We start from the raw sequence: 17,060 nt of genomic DNA, 5'->3' as shown, positions 1-17,060 counted from the left end.
GATAGTCAGCATCTTCAATTAATTGCTTCATCGCGACAGCCAACGCATTGGGATCGCGCACCGGCACTAATAAACCAGTTTGATTGGGTTCAATGGCATCACGACAACCAGGAACATCCGTAGTAATTACCGCACGTCCACAGGCCGCGGCTTCAACTAATATTTTAGGTAGGCCTTCGCGATAAGAAGGTAAGACCACCAGATTAGCTTGTTCGATTAACTGGGCAATATCCTCACGAAAACCAAGCAGCGTAACATCTCCTTCCTGTTGCCATTGCCCTAATAAAGAGCAATCAATACATGCCGGGTTTCCTTCATCAGCATCACCAACTAATAAAAACTGAGCTTGAATGCCAGCCACTTTAAGCTGTTTTGCCGCAGCAACATATTCCAAAACCCCTTTATCTTTTAATAAACGCGAAATCATCACCACAACCATTTTATTGGTTGGCTCGGGTAATGCGTTATAAGCGAGCAAATCAACACCAGAGCCACGAATTAATACGGTTTGTATCGGTAAACAGGCATTGTTTTGCAAGAATAAGTGACGATCATCTGGGTTTTGAAAAATAACTTTCAAATGGGCATGCCCTAAAGCCAGTCGATACAGTTGACTAACCCCGGCGCGAAGAAATTTGGCACTAGGCGTCTCCGAAGTGAACACATAACCCAAACCAGAAACTGCCGCAACAACCGCAGGAATTTTAAGTAGGCGAGCCATTAAACCACCATAAATAATCGGCTTAATCGTCACCAAATGGACTAAGTCCGGCTTCACCTTGCGTATTAGCGCGTATATAGCTGCTAAGCTTTTTAGTTCCTTAAACGGATTTTTACCACTGCGTGATAAAGGGATGGCATGAAAAACAAAGCCTGCATTTTTAATTTTTACGCAAGCCGTTGCTTCAGGAGTAGCGACATGCACCTCAAAACCATTTTCCCGGGCAGCAACGGCCAAAGGCAAACGATGAGAGATAAAAAATGCGGCATCATTAATTATGAACAACAAACGTCGAGCGCTCATTATGCTCCTATAAACGCAAATCGCTGGCTTCAGCAGAAAATAGATACTTCAAATCGTAAAGCACGTGTTCTGCTTTACCATATGAACGAATCATTTCAATTCCCATTTGTTTAAATTGTTGATGTGCAACAGCCATCACAATACCATCATAAGATTGTTTGGCGGGATACTCAACCAAATCAAGTCCATATTCTTGTTCTACATCCGCCGGTGCAGCCCAAGGATCGCAAACATCAACAGAAACATTATATTCTTTTAATTCATTAATAATATCAATGACCCGCGTATTGCGAATATCAGGACAGTTTTCTTTAAAGGTTAAGCCCATAACCAAGACTCTAGAGCCTTGGACATGGATACGCTCTTTAATCATTGCTTTAATCAGTTGCGACACCACATATGAGCCCATAGCATCGTTTAAGCGACGCCCAGCAAGAATAATCTCTGGGTGATAACCTATAGCTTGCGCTTTATGCGTCAAATAATAAGGGTCTACACCAATACAATGGCCACCGACCAATCCAGGGCGAAATGGTAAAAAATTCCATTTTGTTTCCGCAGCCTTTAATACGGCTTCAGTATCTATTCCTAATTTGTTAAAAATAATGGCCAATTCATTAATCAAGGCAATATTCAAATCACGCTGAGTATTTTCAATAACTTTCGCCGCCTCGGCGACTTTAATGCTGTCGACTTTATGCGTTCCTGCAACAATAATTTGCTTGTACAAGTCATCGACAATATCCGCTACTTCAGGAGTTGAACCCGAAGTGACTTTCTTAATTGACGTGACACGATGCTGTTTATCACCAGGATTAACCCGCTCAGGGCTATAACCAGCAAAAAAATCCTGATTAAACTTCAGGCCAGACACCCGTGCAAGAACAGGAACACAGATTTCCTCAACCGCTCCAGGATAAACAGTAGACTCATAAATAACAATATTCCCTGGCTGCAAGATACTGCCAACCAGCTTACTGGCTTTAATTAATGGCGAAAAATCAGGCTGTTTGTATTCATCAATAGGTGTAGGTACAGTAATGATGTAAGTGTCGCAAAAAGCAATATCGTGTGGATCTGCTGTTAAATATAAATGGTTCGCTTCACGCAATTCCGTCAGGCTTACTTCCAAGGTACTGTCATTGCCATTTTTTAATTCAGTAATTCGGTTCACATTTATGTCAAAGCCCATTACTGAGCGCACCTTGCTAAATTCAACTGCTAAAGGCAGGCCTACGTATCCTAAACCGATTAGTGCAAGCTTTCTTTCATCAACCGATGTTAACATCAAATCCCCATTGCTATTTATAATTTTTAATGCTTATGTAATTAATTATGAGCTAACCTGTTGGCTTACATGCGAAGATTTAGATACTGCATAATAATCCCGGTACCAATCCACAAAATGCCTCACGCCCACTTCAATAGGTGTTCCGGGTTTATAACCTACATCCTGTTTAAGGGCTTCAACATCAGCATAGGTATCAGGCACATCCCCTGGCTGCATCGGTAATAAATTCATCTGCGCCTTTTTACCAAGGCATTCTTCCAATACTTCAATATAATGGAGTAATTGCACAGGACTACTGTTACCAATGTTATAAACACGCCATGGTGCTGCACTAGTACCCGGATCCGGGGATTCACCGGACCATTCTAAATTAGGTGCGGCAACATGGTCATGCACACGCAATATTCCTTCAACAATGTCATCGATATAGGTAAAATCGCGACGGTGATTACCAAAATTAAAGACGTCAATAGGCTCTCCACTAAGAATCTTATGCGTAAAATTAAAAATGGCCATATCTGGGCGTCCCCACGGTCCATAAACCGTAAAGAAACGTAATCCTGTAGTGGGTAATTGATATAAATGACTGTAGGTGTGTGCCATTAACTCATTGGCTTTTTTAGTTGCCGCATACAAACTCAAAGGATGATCCACATTATCATGTACCGAAAATGGCATGGTCTTATTCGCACCGTAAACTGAACTTGAAGAAGCATAAGATAAATGTTCGATACGATGATGGCGACAGCCTTCAAGAATATTAACAAAACCAACCAGATTGCTGTCAACATAAGCATGAGGGTTTTCCAGTGAATAACGAACTCCTGCCTGAGCGCCAAGATGAATGACACGTTGAAAACCGTGCTCTGTAAATAATTGCGCGATGCACTCACGATCCGCTAATTCGAGGCGAATAAATTTAAAATTGCTAAAATGAGCTAATTTTTGTAACCGCGCTTGTTTAAGACTTACCTCATAGTAATCATTAAGATTATCGATACCAACAACTTCATCTCCACGGGCGCATAATTTCTGTGCTACATGAAAACCAATAAAACCAGCTGCCCCGGTTACTAAAACTTTCATTCGCTCATCCCCAATTTACCAGCAATTTCCAACTGATGTGCCACAATGCGAGTCAAATAATCAAATTCTATATTAACCCATTGCCCTACGGTCAATAAACCCAGTGTTGTTTGTGCTAAGGTATGAGGAACCAGCATTAATTTAATCCGTTGATTTGCAACTGCGTTAATCGTCAGACTTACCCCCTCTACAGTAACACTCCCTTTAGGGATTAAATACAACATAGCATTAGCATCAAATCCACTCAACTCAAATTCAAAATATTCATTAATGTTTTTGATATCATGAATTTGCGCAATCGCATCGACGTGTCCACTGACATAATGACCACCAAACCGTGTTGAGGCGAGCATCGCCCGCTCCAGATTCACCGCATTTCCAAGAGTCAAATTTGCCAATGTGGTGCAACGCAGGGTTTCGGGAGAAACATCAAAACTTAATTGATTCGGAATTGACGGAAGGAGGGTTAAACACACACCATTCACAGAGATACTTTCGCCGACTTGCAACTGCGCAAAATCGGCTGAAACAATCAGGCGATTAGCACCATCCTGATTCTGGTTACTGAGTACTTCACCTGTGGTCTCTATAATTCCAGTAAACATTCATGCTCCTGCGCGGTTTAAATGCGCGTTCAACGTTAAACAGCAATTATCATAGCACAGAAGAAATAAGAGAGAATCATTGCTGGGTGGTGGTTTTACGCATTTTTTTATGAAAAGACGGCTAAAATAACACATTCTATGTAAATTGATTTGTAGTTCAACAATAGGACTATACAGGAACATAACACGGCTGTTGGGCCAAAGCCCAACCTACATAGTAAATGTTAACTAAACAAAGATTGGCTTCAGATGATTTTCTGACGAATTAAGGGCAGCAATTGCGGTCTTAACTGGGCAATTAAATACTTAGAGCCTATCTCGGATAAATGGTTATCATCGCTGTAATAAGGCTCGCCTTGAGCGCTTAAAGAGTGACAAATCGTCGGCGTACAAAAAACTGAGTATGGATCAAAGAAATAAGTATGCGGCGCATTTTGTGCGAAGTACTTGAGTATTTTGTTAATATTAATAGCTTTAACATTTGCTTGAGCCGCCGTATCAATTTTATTGATGCAGCGTTCTTTGCTTAGAGTAGGGCGAGTTAAACAAGCAAATGGATCTTTAACACCGGCCCCCGGGACATCGCCGATAATAATTAACGTCCGATTACCAATTAATCGCCGTAGTTTGTCCAATTTACGCAACAAGGGTTGATAGTTGTGTTTTTTAATGCTGTTCAAATCAATATGCCATGGTTGCGCACTGTTTAAATCACTGGCCATTAAAATTTGGAAGAACCAATATTGCGACAAAATCAGGATTGAATCAGGTTTTTTATTTAATTGGGTCAACGCTTGCTTTAATACATTCGGACAAATACGATTCCAATCATCACCAGGAGTCGTGCGCGATAAGCCCGGTAAAATCAAACAACTAGAGCCCGCCATGTAAATCGACTTATGGTAAGGTTTGGCTATTTCCTGCGCCAAACCATACTGCAGCATTTGTGCATGACTGTCGCCAAGTAAGACAATATCAGGAATATCCTGTTTTGTTTTATGGGTCCAACCAAATGGGTAGGCAAAACCTTGGCCACCAAAATGCGCCTTATGATAGTCTAAAGCAATTTGTCCTTGACTAAATTGCGCGCCCTTAAGTGAGGGAATGCGCCACTGTAAGCCGTTACTCATGTACAAGGCAAGACCACAGCAGGCGGTTGCCGCAAGACCAGGAATCCATTTGTAAATCAGTGCCTGTTGCGCTTTTTTATCTTTAGCAGTGGTGTGCCGAAATGGTTGTTCAATGCAATAGTAGGTAAACATTGCCGCCAGGATCGAGCAAAGTATTACCAGGCACTGGGCGCTCAGTGAGGTGATTTCGGCTGAAGTAAAGTAAGAATAAAACACGATGATGGGCCAATGCACCAGATACAAGGAGTAACTGATTAAGCCAAGGGCCACAGACATCCGGTTGGAAAAAAACCAACCGGCATAGTTTGCGCTACCGGCATAAATAACCAACGCCGCGCCTAATGTTGGAATTAAGGCATTATAAGAAGGAAAAACCGTATCCTTACTAAAGATCAAAACAGAGAAGAGCATCATGCCAAAACCTAAGAGGCAAAACAGTTCCGTCACCACGTTCCATTTGGGCCTGAATTTGATTAGCCAAACCATTAAGGCACCAATACAAAACTCAAAAAAGCGAAAAGGCATCAGATAATACAGCGCCGTAAGGTGGTTTTTCTGAAACGCAAGATTTAGGCTAAGACTAAGTAAACCGAGCATGCCAATGGTAAGCGGCAGCCATTTTGGGTACCCTTTGCGTGCTACTAAATATAAAATGAAGGGCCAAATGAAATAAAATTGTTCTTCAACACCTAAAGACCAGGTATGCAATAACGGCTTATAGGTAGCTGTTGCATTAAAATAACCACTTTCTAGCCAAAACAAACAATTGGATAAAGAAAGAGCAGCAGTAGCCATAGAACGCCCCAGCGCACGTAAGTGACTCGGCGCAAATAAAATAAGACCGGCGATTAGTGTGCACAACAAAACAAAAAAGAGAGCAGGAAAGATTCTTTTAATCCGTCGGCAATAAAAATTAATAAAATTAAACGTCCCCGTTTGCGCCATTTCCTTAACGATTAAACGGGTAATTAAAAAACCACTGATCACAAAAAAAACATCCACGCCAACAAAGCCACCTGTAATAGCAGGAACATTAAGATGAAATAATAAGACGACGACTACAGCAAAAGCTCTTAATCCATCGACATAATTGAAGTATTCTTTTGACTTAGTTTGCAACATATAGAATCCATATAAAGATTAAGAGTCCCCTTTCTGCCATTAAGTTAGGGAAATCTGTCATTCGCACATAGTCGTTAACTTAAGAAGATTAACCTTGTCTATCCTCAGCCCGGACGAGTCTGGATGGCATTTATGGGCTTTTTTTCCTTACCTTAACGCCTATGCAGGGACAACATCTTCTGGAGGATTTGCAGCATAAAATGCTTAACTTAATGGCAATGAGAGTCCTAGCTATTCTTGACTCAAATGCGTCCTGCGCTCCTGCATTGTTTCCACACTATTAATGACCGTCTGACGACAAATTTCTTGCAGCACAGGAATATCTTTCAGTGCTGTACCCTCATGAATGGTATAGGCAATAAGAAAACTATCACGCCATATTTTTTCATTCAGGCGTGCTTTGGCTTTCATCCATAAGGCAATCCAGAGAAAATGAAATTGCCATTTATCGCGATGCAGTTCCATCTCATCAGCAAATACAGCATCCATAGCCTCTTCTAAGCGACACACTCTAATGCCATCAACAAAGCTGCTATTGTGGTTGACAATTTTATCAATTAAGGCATTTTCCAAATACCAAGATTCAGTGAATGATTTGCTTTTTAGCCAGGATTTTGAACGTTGCAATGACGCAGAAATTACCTCTTGGGTAAAAGGTGTAATTTGTACGCTAAACTGTGCAAAAAGATGTTCTAAATCTAATTTATTGGGGCGCAAACGGATGCCTAATAATTCCTGGATCTCTAAGAAATGCACGTGCGGAATTTCATTTTGTTCAACGGTTATCGCCAGGAAATGCTCGACCATCATGATGAAATAATCTAAATCCACATCACGTAAAGTCACATTTTCATCAAAGGCTTGCTTATAATAATCCACTACTTCTTTGGCGGAAATAGCCGGAGTTATCCAGGCATCCTTAAGGCCTAAGTCATATTTTAGTAGTAAACCACAGAGTCTGTGTTTGCGATTTTTACGGGCATGGATGAAAATACCTTGTGAACCCGTACCATCAACTTCCGTCGCTTTGATGCTAGCCTTTGCACCTTCAGATTCAGGAGCAAACACCACACCTTTTTTGCGTTGAATCTTGATCCAACTATTAAACAAGGCATGGTAACTTTCTGGATACCAGCTCATAATGGTCTGTAGGCGCGACAGCGAAATAGAGGAAAAAGAAACTTTATTGATAATAAGTCCCAATGTGGTTATCGCCACTTCGCGCACATCGGCTTTGGGATGTAACAAAGTAAATAAACCAATGTCCGCGCCCTCTTCAATACTGTACAAATCCAAAATCAAATCAGCAAAAAAATCAGCGGGCATGGCATAACTTTGCGCGAAAAAATTTTCCGCGATTTCAAAAACAGAAAGATCCGATAATTCATGGATCAAATCACGAATTGCATCCAAATGGGATAACTCACCATCATCAGGAGTCAAATCCTCTTCCTGGCTGGCCAAATCAAAATAAGCATTTTTTAAATCGTCAGTTAACTCAACATGGGCTTCATAGAATGAATTTAATACGGGCAACCAAAAACTTAGGCTATGCTCTTGTGTATTAATGATTTCAGCCAAATGATTCATCAATTGATTTAGTGTTTTGGCACTTATTTTGTTACTTGCATCGGCAGCACCCTGAAGTTGGGCGACACAGATATCAAGCGCAAAAACACAGGCAGAATAAGCAGAGAGCCCTTCATCAAGCTGTTCTTCTAACTTAGAAATAATCTCAATTAACTGGAATGCAAGTTCTGGCTGTTGAAAAAATAAAGTATATAACTGAGGTTCTGGATCCGCCTTTTGTTCAATTAAAGTGGCCATCTCAGAAAGTAAACGTTGTAGCTCTACCGAATCATTGGTCATATTTTTTTAGGTACCTGTCTTGGCCTACCGTCATCATCAATTGCGACAAAAATGAAAACACCTTCAGTCACTTGATAAGGATCGCTTTGTGTTGCAGGAAGAGCCCATACTTCAACACTCATTGTCATCGAGGTATTACCCTGTTTGATTAAGGTTACATAACAACTGATTAAATCACCCACATGCACGGGCTTTAAAAAAGCCATTGAATGAATCGCAACCGTTGCCACGCGCCCTAAAGCTACTTTTTTTGCTAAAACACCGGCGGCTAAATCCATGTGTGAGACAATCCAACCACCAAAAATATCGCCGTTTGCATTCGTATTTGCCGGCATTGCCAGCGTTTGGATAGTCAACTCACCTTTTGGAGAATTAGTCATTATTCCTCCTAGCCCTCTCCCATTGCCAGGAGAGGGGATTTTCCTTTAATTACGTTTTAACTTAGCTAAAGCATCGGCCATTGCGGTATTAAATACAGTCTTCTTAACCGGTTCCGCTTTTTTAGCCAACTCAGGTTTTTTCTTATGTTCTGTGCGTTTAACTTCTGGCTTTTTCGCATCAGCCGCTTTTGCTTTTTTCTTAACTAGTGGTGCAGAAGCACTGTCGTCTAACTTCATGCTCAAACCAATACGTTTACGTTCTTTGTCCACCTCAACGACTTTCACCGTAACGATATCGCCGGCTTTAACAACCGTACGGGGATCAGTAATGAACTTATTGGTCATTGCAGAAATATGTACTAAACCATCCTGATGTACACCAATGTCAACGAAAGCCCCGAAATTAGTAACGTTGCTTACGACCCCCTCAAGAATCATGCCTTCATGTAAATGATTGATGTCTTCAACACCTTCTTTAAATTGCGCCGTTTTAAACTCAGGACGCGGATCGCGACCTGGTTTTTCCAATTCACGCAACACGTCTCTAATCGTAGGCAGACCATATTGATCATCGACAAAGTGGCTTGCATTAACACTGTGCAATACATCCTTATTGCCAATAAGCTCTAAGATAGCAACATTTTTCTCAGTACTGATCTTTTCAACTAAAGGGTAAGCTTCAGGATGAACGCACGAAGCATCCAACGGATTATCACCATTCATAATGCGCAAGAATCCTGCTGCTTGCTGGAATGCTTTTTCACCCATACGGTGAACATTCTTTAATTGCATGCGATTACTGAATGCGCCATGTTCATCACGGTACTGGACGATATTTTTCGCCAGGGTATCGTTAAGGCCCGAAATATGCGACAACAGCGCCGCTGAGGCCATATTGATATCAACACCTACCGCATTCACGCAATCTTCAACAACACCATCAAGGCAGCGTGCTAGACGCGTTTGATTCACATCATGCTGGTATTGCCCCACACCAATTGATTTGGCTTCTATTTTCACTAATTCAGCCAAGGGATCTTGCAGGCGACGCGCAATAGAAACAGCGCCTCTTAAGGTCACGTCTAAATCAGGAAATTCCTGGGCTGCAATTTCTGAAGCAGAATAAACAGATGCCCCAGCTTCACTCACAATAACTTTGGTCAGTTTTAGATCAGGGTACATTTTGATTAAATCAGCAACCAAACGCTCGGTTTCACGCGAGCCCGTGCCATTGCCAATACTGAGCAGGTTCACTTGATATTTTGCGGCCAATTTTGCTAAATCAGTAATGGATTGATGCCATTCATTTTGTGGTGCAAAAGGGTAAATGATGCTGAAATCCAAAAGCTTTCCAGTGGAATCAACCACCACCACTTTAACCCCAGTTCTAATGCCCGGATCAAGGCCAATTGTGATTTGTGGACCTGCAGGAGCGGCAAGTAATAAATCACGCAGGTTGCGCGAAAATACTTTAATTGCTTCTTCATCGGCGCTTTCACGTAAACGAGTCAATAATTCCAACTCAAGCTTAGTAAATAATTTAATTTTCCAGGTGAGGCGTACCGTCTCAAGTAACCACGCATCGGCCGCTCTTTGTTTATCTGTAATGTTAAAATGGGCTGCCAATTTATCTTCACCATAAGATAAATCATGTTCTTGCAGTGTCAAACTAACCTGCAACACACTTTCACGACGACCACGGAATAAGGCTAAAGCACGATGTGAAGGGATTTTTTTAATCGCCTCAGAGTAATCGAAATAATCAGAGAATTTATTTACTGTCTCTTTTTTCTTAGAACTGCCTACTGATTTGACTACAGCATGCTGCCATAAGTACTCACGTAATTCATTAATTAGATCCGCATCTTCAGCAAAATGCTCCATTAAGATGTGACGCGCACCATCTAATGCCGCCTTTGCATCGTCAATGCCCATCTCCGCATTAATAAACTGTAGCGCATACACATCAGGATCCAAAGTAGGATCCTGCCAAATCGCTTGTGCAAGCGGCTCTAATCCTGCTTCCACCGCAATTTGCGCTTTAGTACGACGTTTCGGTCTAAAGGGTAAATATAAATCTTCAAGACGAGTTTTGGTGTCCGCAGCAAGAATACTTTTTTCCAGTTCTGGAGTTAATTTTTCTTGTTCACAAATGGATTGCAACACCACTGCACGGCGCTCATCCAACTCACGTAAATAAAGCAAACGTTCTGCAAGAAAACGTAATTGCACATCATCTAATCCTTCAGTAGCCTCTTTACGATAGCGCGCAATAAAAGGCACTGTTGCTCCCTCATCCAACAAACGAATAGTGGTTTCTGCCTGCGCTACTTTAATTTTAAGTTCGTGCGCAATAATCGTTGCTGACGTCAACATCTCTTGAGTCATTTACTTCCCCGAAAAACATGATAAAAAATCGCCACATTATTACTCAACAGTTACTGATTTGGCAAGGTTGCGTGGTTGATCCACGTCAGTACCTTTAGCAACCGCAACATGATAAGCTAATAACTGCAAAGGAATTGTATAAACTATAGGTGCAATCCAGGAACCACAAGCAGGAACCTTAATCAAACGAGCACCCTTTGTATTCCATGTCTGAGCATCATCCGCAAAGACAAATAGTTGACCACCACGTGCACTTACTTCATGTAAATTAGATTTTAATTTATCTAATAACTCATCATTAGGTGCCACTGCAATCACAGGCATGTTTTCATCAACTAAAGCCAGTGGACCGTGCTTTAACTCACCTGAAGGATAAGCTTCTGCATGAATATAAGAAATTTCCTTAAGCTTTAAGGCTCCTTCTAAAGCGACAGGATATTGCACACCGCGCCCAAGAAATAAAGCATTAGCCTTATTAACAAATAATGTAGCCAAGTCTTCAATTTCTTCATTCATTTGTAATATTCGTTCACAACAAGCAGGTAATTCTTGTAATTGTTGCAATACATCCTGCGCACGCTCATCATGACTCAGAGCAACAGCTAACATTAAGAATGCTGCTAATTGCGTAGTAAATGCTTTCGTAGAGGCAACGCCAATTTCAACACCGGCTCGAGTTAAGAAGACACAATCGGCTTCGCGAACTAAAGTGCTCGTTGCCACATTACAAATAGCTAAACTGGCTAGATAATTCAGTGATTTTGCTTTATGCAAAGCGGCTAGTGTGTCCGCTGTTTCACCTGATTGCGATACAGTGATAAATAAAGTGTCTTTAGGCACAACGACATCACGATAGCGATATTCACTCGCAATCTCTACTTGTGTTGGTAAGCCAGCCAAAGATTCCAACCAATATTTAGCAATCATGCCCGCATGATAACTGGTGCCACAAGCAACGATATGAATTTGTTTCACTAACGGAAATACATTCGATGCACGCTCGCCAAAACTCGCTTTAAGCACTTCAATACTGTTCACGCGTCCCTCAAACGTATCGGCAAGCACCTGCGATTGTTCAAAAATCTCTTTTAGCATAAAGTGACGATAAGGTCCTTTACTGACCGTTTCCGAATCACTGCTTAACAAATGAGTAGGGCGTTGCACACGGGCTCTAGCCCCATTATATACCGATATTTTTTTTGCTGTAATAAGGGCACTGTCCCCTTCTTCCAAATACATCACTGATTGTGCAAATGATTTTAATGCCAGTCCATCAGAGGCAATAAAATTTTCGCCTATGCCCAAACCAAGAACTAAAGGACTGCCTTTACGAACGGCAACTAACTCAGAGGGGTGTTGCTGATGAATCACCCCTAAAGCAAAAGCGCCATGCAGATCGGCTGCAGCACTTTGCACGGCTGCTAATAAATTTTTGGATTGTGTGTAATAATAATGCACCAAATGGACAGCAACTTCACTGTCAGTTTCTGAAGTAAAAACATAGCCCTTGGCAATTAATTCCTGGCGTAAGACATCATGGTTTTCAATAATCCCATTATGCACCAAGGCAATTTCACCATGCGATAAATGCGGGTGAGCATTTTGCTCAGATGGTTTACCATGGGTTGCCCAGCGTGTATGAGCAATACCGGTATTGCCAGCGATTGCAGCTTTAAGCATCGCATCCGCCAAATTCTGTACTTTACCTTGAATACGCACCCGCGTCAGATGCGAATGCGCATCAATTACCGCAATGCCTGCAGAATCATAGCCACGGTATTCCAAGCGACGCAGACCTTCCAATAAAATTTTACTGATATCCCGTTCAGAAACAGCTCCCATAATCCCGCACATAATATGCTCCTCGTTTCCATCATCACGCAACGAACGATTTTATAAACAAAAGATACGAATTATGCCACAAACATGAAGAAATCACTAAAGATTATTATAGAACAGCAATAGTTCTCACAAAATAATGATTAACCTTTATTGCGGCACTGCCTGCACCAAAAACCAGATCACCCAAAAGATCTTACCCAAACAATACATGGGCACTGTTTGGGTCATCTCATTTAATCAATGGGATTTTGACAAGTTACCAAATACCCATGGTATTTCATTGCGTTACAGACTTCATAAGCAATAAGGCTGTGTCCCCGCGTCGTTGGATGAATCTCATCCCAGAATAAATACTGCTCAGGAGCGGCACATACATGATAATTCTTCTCCCCGGCGGCAAAATTCTTATCATTATAGAGCAACACCTGCGCATAACGTAACACAAAGTTATTAGCAAAAGGAGAGGTGCGGAACGCATCATACATCGGCAATTTCACATCAATGCACGCCTCAGTACTATTAGTAAACCCATAGTTTTCGGGATGTTTTAAAGCGCGATCCAAATACTCACTCATATCAATATACAAGAAATTAGCATCAGGGTAGACTGCTTGCCACTCTTTGATACGGTTTTGTAAGCGTTCATTATGAATATCAACTGCCCTGTTCAATACATCACGATCGCTGGTATTTATCATCCGCGGAGTTTCGCCCAAATGTGGCAGCCCCATAATGACAAAGCGACGCGCACCAGCATTCGTTAATTTAGCAACGGAAGAACCTAAGCCAGAAAGCACATTATCAATATAAGTGCTCATTACCGCCGTATTGTAATTATCTTCAAAGTATAAAACGTTGATGTAATCATTATTCCCTGAGAAAATAAAAAATAAGGTTTCATCACTCAGCTTTTGATGCTCCAGCAAATAAGCTTGCACTGCTAAGCCCAGACTTGGCGGAACCAACTTACCCACGATCAGGTTTTTAATAGTGCCCAATGGATGACGAATTAAATTCCAAACGGTTAACTGATAATCATAAGTAGCCGTCCAACTGCCGCCAAAAGAGCGGTTCAAATACACATCAATATCCTCTTGAGATATTGAAATCATTTCAGCCAGATACTCATTCCATACTCGGCCATTGGAGAAACGCGAATTCCAATAAGGCTGCCCTGGCAATACCGGAACCAATTTAATTTTACTGACTAAATTTGCGATATAAGGTGCCAGTTCTTGATCAAAAAATTCAGTAACAACCGCCATACCTGAATCAAGAACCATTTGTGGAACATAATATTCATCGGCAAATTCGACCATTTTATTCAAGACAAACGTTTTAAAAGGGGCTACTAAAAAGGAGGGATCATCTTCTTGGCGTAAACTTTTAAGCAGATGGGTCGTGTTTCCCGTGTCCGACAAGCTATCACCAAAAACAACCATCGTTTTTACGGGAGTAGCCGTATAGCCAACCAAGGGGATACACAAGAAAAGAACGAAAAACCAACGAAACATCCGAATGTAGTCAACCATATTATCTCCTTATAAATCTGTAGATAAGTAATACAGACAGCCCCTCACAAATCCCAAAACTTTTTGTTTTGGTATATAACAGTATGATCTCTGGTTAGTTTTTGTCAACGAGATTGGTTAATAATAAAGACGCGTCTTTTCTTCATTAAGAAGACGCAGGTGAGCGCTTTGTTTGCCTGGGACCAAAGGTAGAACAAAAATGTGGGATTGATACGTCAGGAATGAGGTTATCCAATCCTTTTATTTTTTCATCACAAGCAGTCCTAAATGTCATTGACTCAGTTAAAATATTGGATAGAGAAATATATGAAGATAGATGACCTGTTTTTATTACATTAGTAATTTTGTCAAATTGAGTTATATTGTTCAATGATACACCAGCAATAAAAATAGCCAAAATAAATTGATAATAATTATTGTAAGAGGATTCTTTTAAAAGGTATAAAAATAAACAATAAAAAATTGCGATTGTAGGTAAGAAGTACATACTAATTTTCAATTCAGGAAGATTAATAATTGGTGGATGAATTAAGCCAAGGCCCACAACAGATATTATACCCCCTACAATAAACATTCCTGAATTGAGTAAGACATAATTTTTTTTGCTATGCACACATTTTATTAGCGCGAATAGAAAAAAAATAAGTAAAAAAGAAAAATTCTTTACAATTAGGTATCCATATATTTTTATAGATTTCCAAACCATATTCCAAGTAAAATTCTCCAGAAGAAGCGACAAATGGTGTGGATGTGTAGACGAAAAATTTGGCGTAAATTGACTAAAAACAGATTTTAAAAACGTATGGTATTGCACGAAATATAAAGCAAGGGCACAACCACCATACAAGACAAAAGTATGTATGTTCTTATCAATCAAAACATAAAAAAGTGAGCAGCAGGTAAATAATAACAGCATAGAGATGCATTGTTCATCAACAAGACAAAACAAATTAAACATAATTACATAAAATAATAACGTGTTACCATGCAAAACATTAAAATCCCTCTTTTCAGCTTTAATAAAAATTGTGAATATATAAATGACACCAGCCACGCATAATAGCTTACCGGATCTAAGTGTTACTAACAAAGTCCAATGCATATTCAACCAAGTAAGAGGCATCATCGCTAACAATAATTTGAACCAAAAATTATTTTTGGGGAACAAAACGGTTGTCAAATAAAATGAGGCCAGGATAATCATCAGGATTGAAAAATAATAACCAATAAGCCGTGCGCCCCATTGTGGATAAACCTTCGTCATAAATAAAAGAAATTTAGAGTCAATATATTGGAGCAAGAATGAAATAACACGAGGACGGTAATATCCTTGCTCCGTCACCGAAAGATTAAATATTTTATAAATATCTGCTTTTTCTGACGTTGATGACGTAGTCATAAAGTCAGCCGTTCCTATAAATTCAGGATGTATGACTGGAGCATAAGAAACAACATTTTTAATCCAAATAGCGAATATCAAAGTTATTGAAAACAATAAAAAATAATTTTTATACCTCTTGATGTTACTTGGAGTGAGCACTCTCTTTCACCTTAATATAGCCTGAGTAAATGAATTTTACTGCTTAGCATTTTCAAAAATAAACTTAGGAAAAATGCGCTCACACGCCCTGACTGAAGTACTTCCAATATGAATTGGTATTGTTGCAATTACCTGAAAAAACTTATGTTTTCAAAAATATCTCGGCGCTTATCTCGGCGCTTAGCGCGCGAATCGCCATTGTAGTACAATAGATACTCCTGTCAATTTAATATCCTCTGGAAATTCCTTGTTTTGGTAATATGCTTTATAAGACGACTATCAGCCGCATGCTTTAGCCATTACAGGCAAAATATAAATGCTTATTATGCAGCAACACAAAAAACGGCGCCTAGAGGCTATGACTAAAAAACCGCTTATGAGGTGCATTTTATTCATGCCTATTGATTAAATTGTGAGTAAATGATATGTTTCGCCGGATATTTTAGTTACATTTCAGGTAGTACAATGCAAGAAATCGTCATTGCCGCATTTTATAAATTTGTTTCTTTGGAAGACTATGAGAACATGCGCGAACCGTTATTGGCTAAAATGCACGAACATCATATCAAAGGTACGATCATATTAGCGTCTGAAGGAATTAACGGCAGCTTTGCGGGTACACGTGAAGACATGGATCGTTTTTATCAAGTCATGCATCAAGACCAACGTTTGGCAGACTTAAAGTTCAAAGAAACCTTTGATAAAGAAAATCCTTTTGAAAAATCCAAAGTAAAACTTCGTAAAGAAATTGTGACCATGGGCATCGGCAGTGTTGACCCCTTGAAATCCGTAGGAACTTATCTTGATCCGGAACAATGGAATGAATTAATTAAAGACCCTGATGTGGTCGTCATCGATACCCGTAATGATTATGAATTTGAATTAGGCACCTTCAAAAATGCCATTAATCCAAATACAGAAAATTTCAGGAATTTCCCTGAGTACGTGCAAGCCCATTTAATCGATAAAAAAGACAAAAAAATTGCCATGTTCTGTACTGGTGGTATACGCTGTGAAAAATCAACTGCCTATCTAAAAGATTTAGGCTTCCCAAATGTGTACCATTTGCATGATGGCATCCTAAATTACATTGAAAAAATGGCTAAAGAAGAATCCCTCTGGGAAGGTCAGTGTTTTGTTTTTGATAATCGGGTAGCAGTTGACGAACATTTGGAGCGCGTCTATCCTCAATTACCATTGGATTACAAACACGATCGCGTCAAGGAATAAACGCCGTAACTTCTCAATAAG

At 40.2% G+C, this 17,060-nt stretch carries 12 protein-coding genes; 1 reads left to right on the top strand and 11 read right to left on the bottom strand.

The window, feature by feature from the left end; translation table 11 throughout:
- From LDG_RS16370 to LDG_RS16320, 11 genes are all read right to left on the bottom strand, one after another.
- Nucleotides 1-1,024 (bottom strand): glycosyltransferase family 4 protein (locus tag LDG_RS16370; RefSeq protein WP_050805591.1); only part of this gene is annotated, 1,024 nt, incomplete at its 3' end.
- A gap of 7 nt (nucleotides 1,025-1,031) precedes the next feature.
- On the bottom strand, nucleotides 1,032-2,312 hold the full coding sequence (gene tviB, locus LDG_RS16365; RefSeq protein WP_040536359.1) for a Vi polysaccharide biosynthesis UDP-N-acetylglucosamine C-6 dehydrogenase TviB: 1,281 nt from the start codon (nucleotides 2,310-2,312) through the stop codon (nucleotides 1,032-1,034).
- A 45-nt stretch (nucleotides 2,313-2,357) separates the two neighbouring features.
- On the bottom strand, nucleotides 2,358-3,401 hold the full coding sequence (locus LDG_RS16360; protein WP_006872565.1) for an NAD-dependent epimerase: 1,044 nt from the start codon (nucleotides 3,399-3,401) through the stop codon (nucleotides 2,358-2,360).
- Entirely contained in the window at nucleotides 3,398-4,006 is a 609-nt protein-coding gene (gene ribE / locus LDG_RS16355; protein WP_006872564.1) for a riboflavin synthase, read from the bottom strand. Before ribE ends, LDG_RS16360 begins: the two co-directional genes overlap by 4 nt.
- A 245-nt stretch (nucleotides 4,007-4,251) precedes the next feature.
- Nucleotides 4,252-6,258: an acyltransferase family protein gene (locus LDG_RS18720; RefSeq protein ID WP_006872563.1), complete on the bottom strand. Its 2,007-nt coding sequence runs from the start codon at nucleotides 6,256-6,258 to the stop codon at nucleotides 4,252-4,254.
- Between the two features lie 231 nt (nucleotides 6,259-6,489).
- Nucleotides 6,490-8,127, bottom strand: coding sequence for a hypothetical protein (locus LDG_RS16345; RefSeq protein WP_006872562.1), 1,638 nt, complete (start codon nucleotides 8,125-8,127; stop codon nucleotides 6,490-6,492).
- Complete coding sequence (locus LDG_RS16340) at nucleotides 8,124-8,507, bottom strand: acyl-CoA thioesterase (RefSeq protein WP_006872561.1); 384 nt, start codon at nucleotides 8,505-8,507, stop codon at nucleotides 8,124-8,126. Before LDG_RS16340 ends, LDG_RS16345 begins: the two co-directional genes overlap by 4 nt.
- A 45-nt stretch (nucleotides 8,508-8,552) precedes the next feature.
- Complete coding sequence (locus tag LDG_RS16335) at nucleotides 8,553-10,895, bottom strand: Tex family protein (RefSeq protein ID WP_006872560.1); 2,343 nt, start codon at nucleotides 10,893-10,895, stop codon at nucleotides 8,553-8,555.
- A 39-nt stretch (nucleotides 10,896-10,934) separates the two neighbouring features.
- A complete protein-coding gene (gene glmS / locus LDG_RS16330) occupies nucleotides 10,935-12,749 on the bottom strand; it encodes a glutamine--fructose-6-phosphate transaminase (isomerizing) (RefSeq protein WP_006872559.1) in 1,815 nt (604 codons plus the stop codon).
- A gap of 221 nt (nucleotides 12,750-12,970) precedes the next feature.
- Complete coding sequence (gene plaC / locus LDG_RS16325) at nucleotides 12,971-14,269, bottom strand: lysophospholipase/glycerophospholipid:cholesterol acyltransferase PlaC (protein WP_006872558.1); 1,299 nt, start codon at nucleotides 14,267-14,269, stop codon at nucleotides 12,971-12,973.
- Between the two features lie 145 nt (nucleotides 14,270-14,414).
- Nucleotides 14,415-15,809: a hypothetical protein gene (locus LDG_RS16320; protein WP_006872557.1), complete on the bottom strand. Its 1,395-nt coding sequence runs from the start codon at nucleotides 15,807-15,809 to the stop codon at nucleotides 14,415-14,417.
- A gap of 465 nt (nucleotides 15,810-16,274) precedes the next feature.
- Between LDG_RS16320 and trhO the strand changes: the two genes are divergently transcribed.
- Nucleotides 16,275-17,039 carry an oxygen-dependent tRNA uridine(34) hydroxylase TrhO gene (gene trhO / locus LDG_RS16315; RefSeq protein ID WP_006872556.1) on the top strand — a complete coding sequence of 255 codons (765 nt, stop codon included), beginning with the start codon at nucleotides 16,275-16,277 and terminating at the stop codon, nucleotides 17,037-17,039.
- Nucleotides 17,040-17,060: the final 21 nt, after the last annotated feature.

The organism is Legionella drancourtii LLAP12 (genome assembly GCF_000162755.2).
Taxonomy (GTDB): domain Bacteria; phylum Pseudomonadota; class Gammaproteobacteria; order Legionellales; family Legionellaceae; genus Legionella; species Legionella drancourtii.
This window is presented reverse-complemented; position numbering and strand designations above follow the sequence as displayed.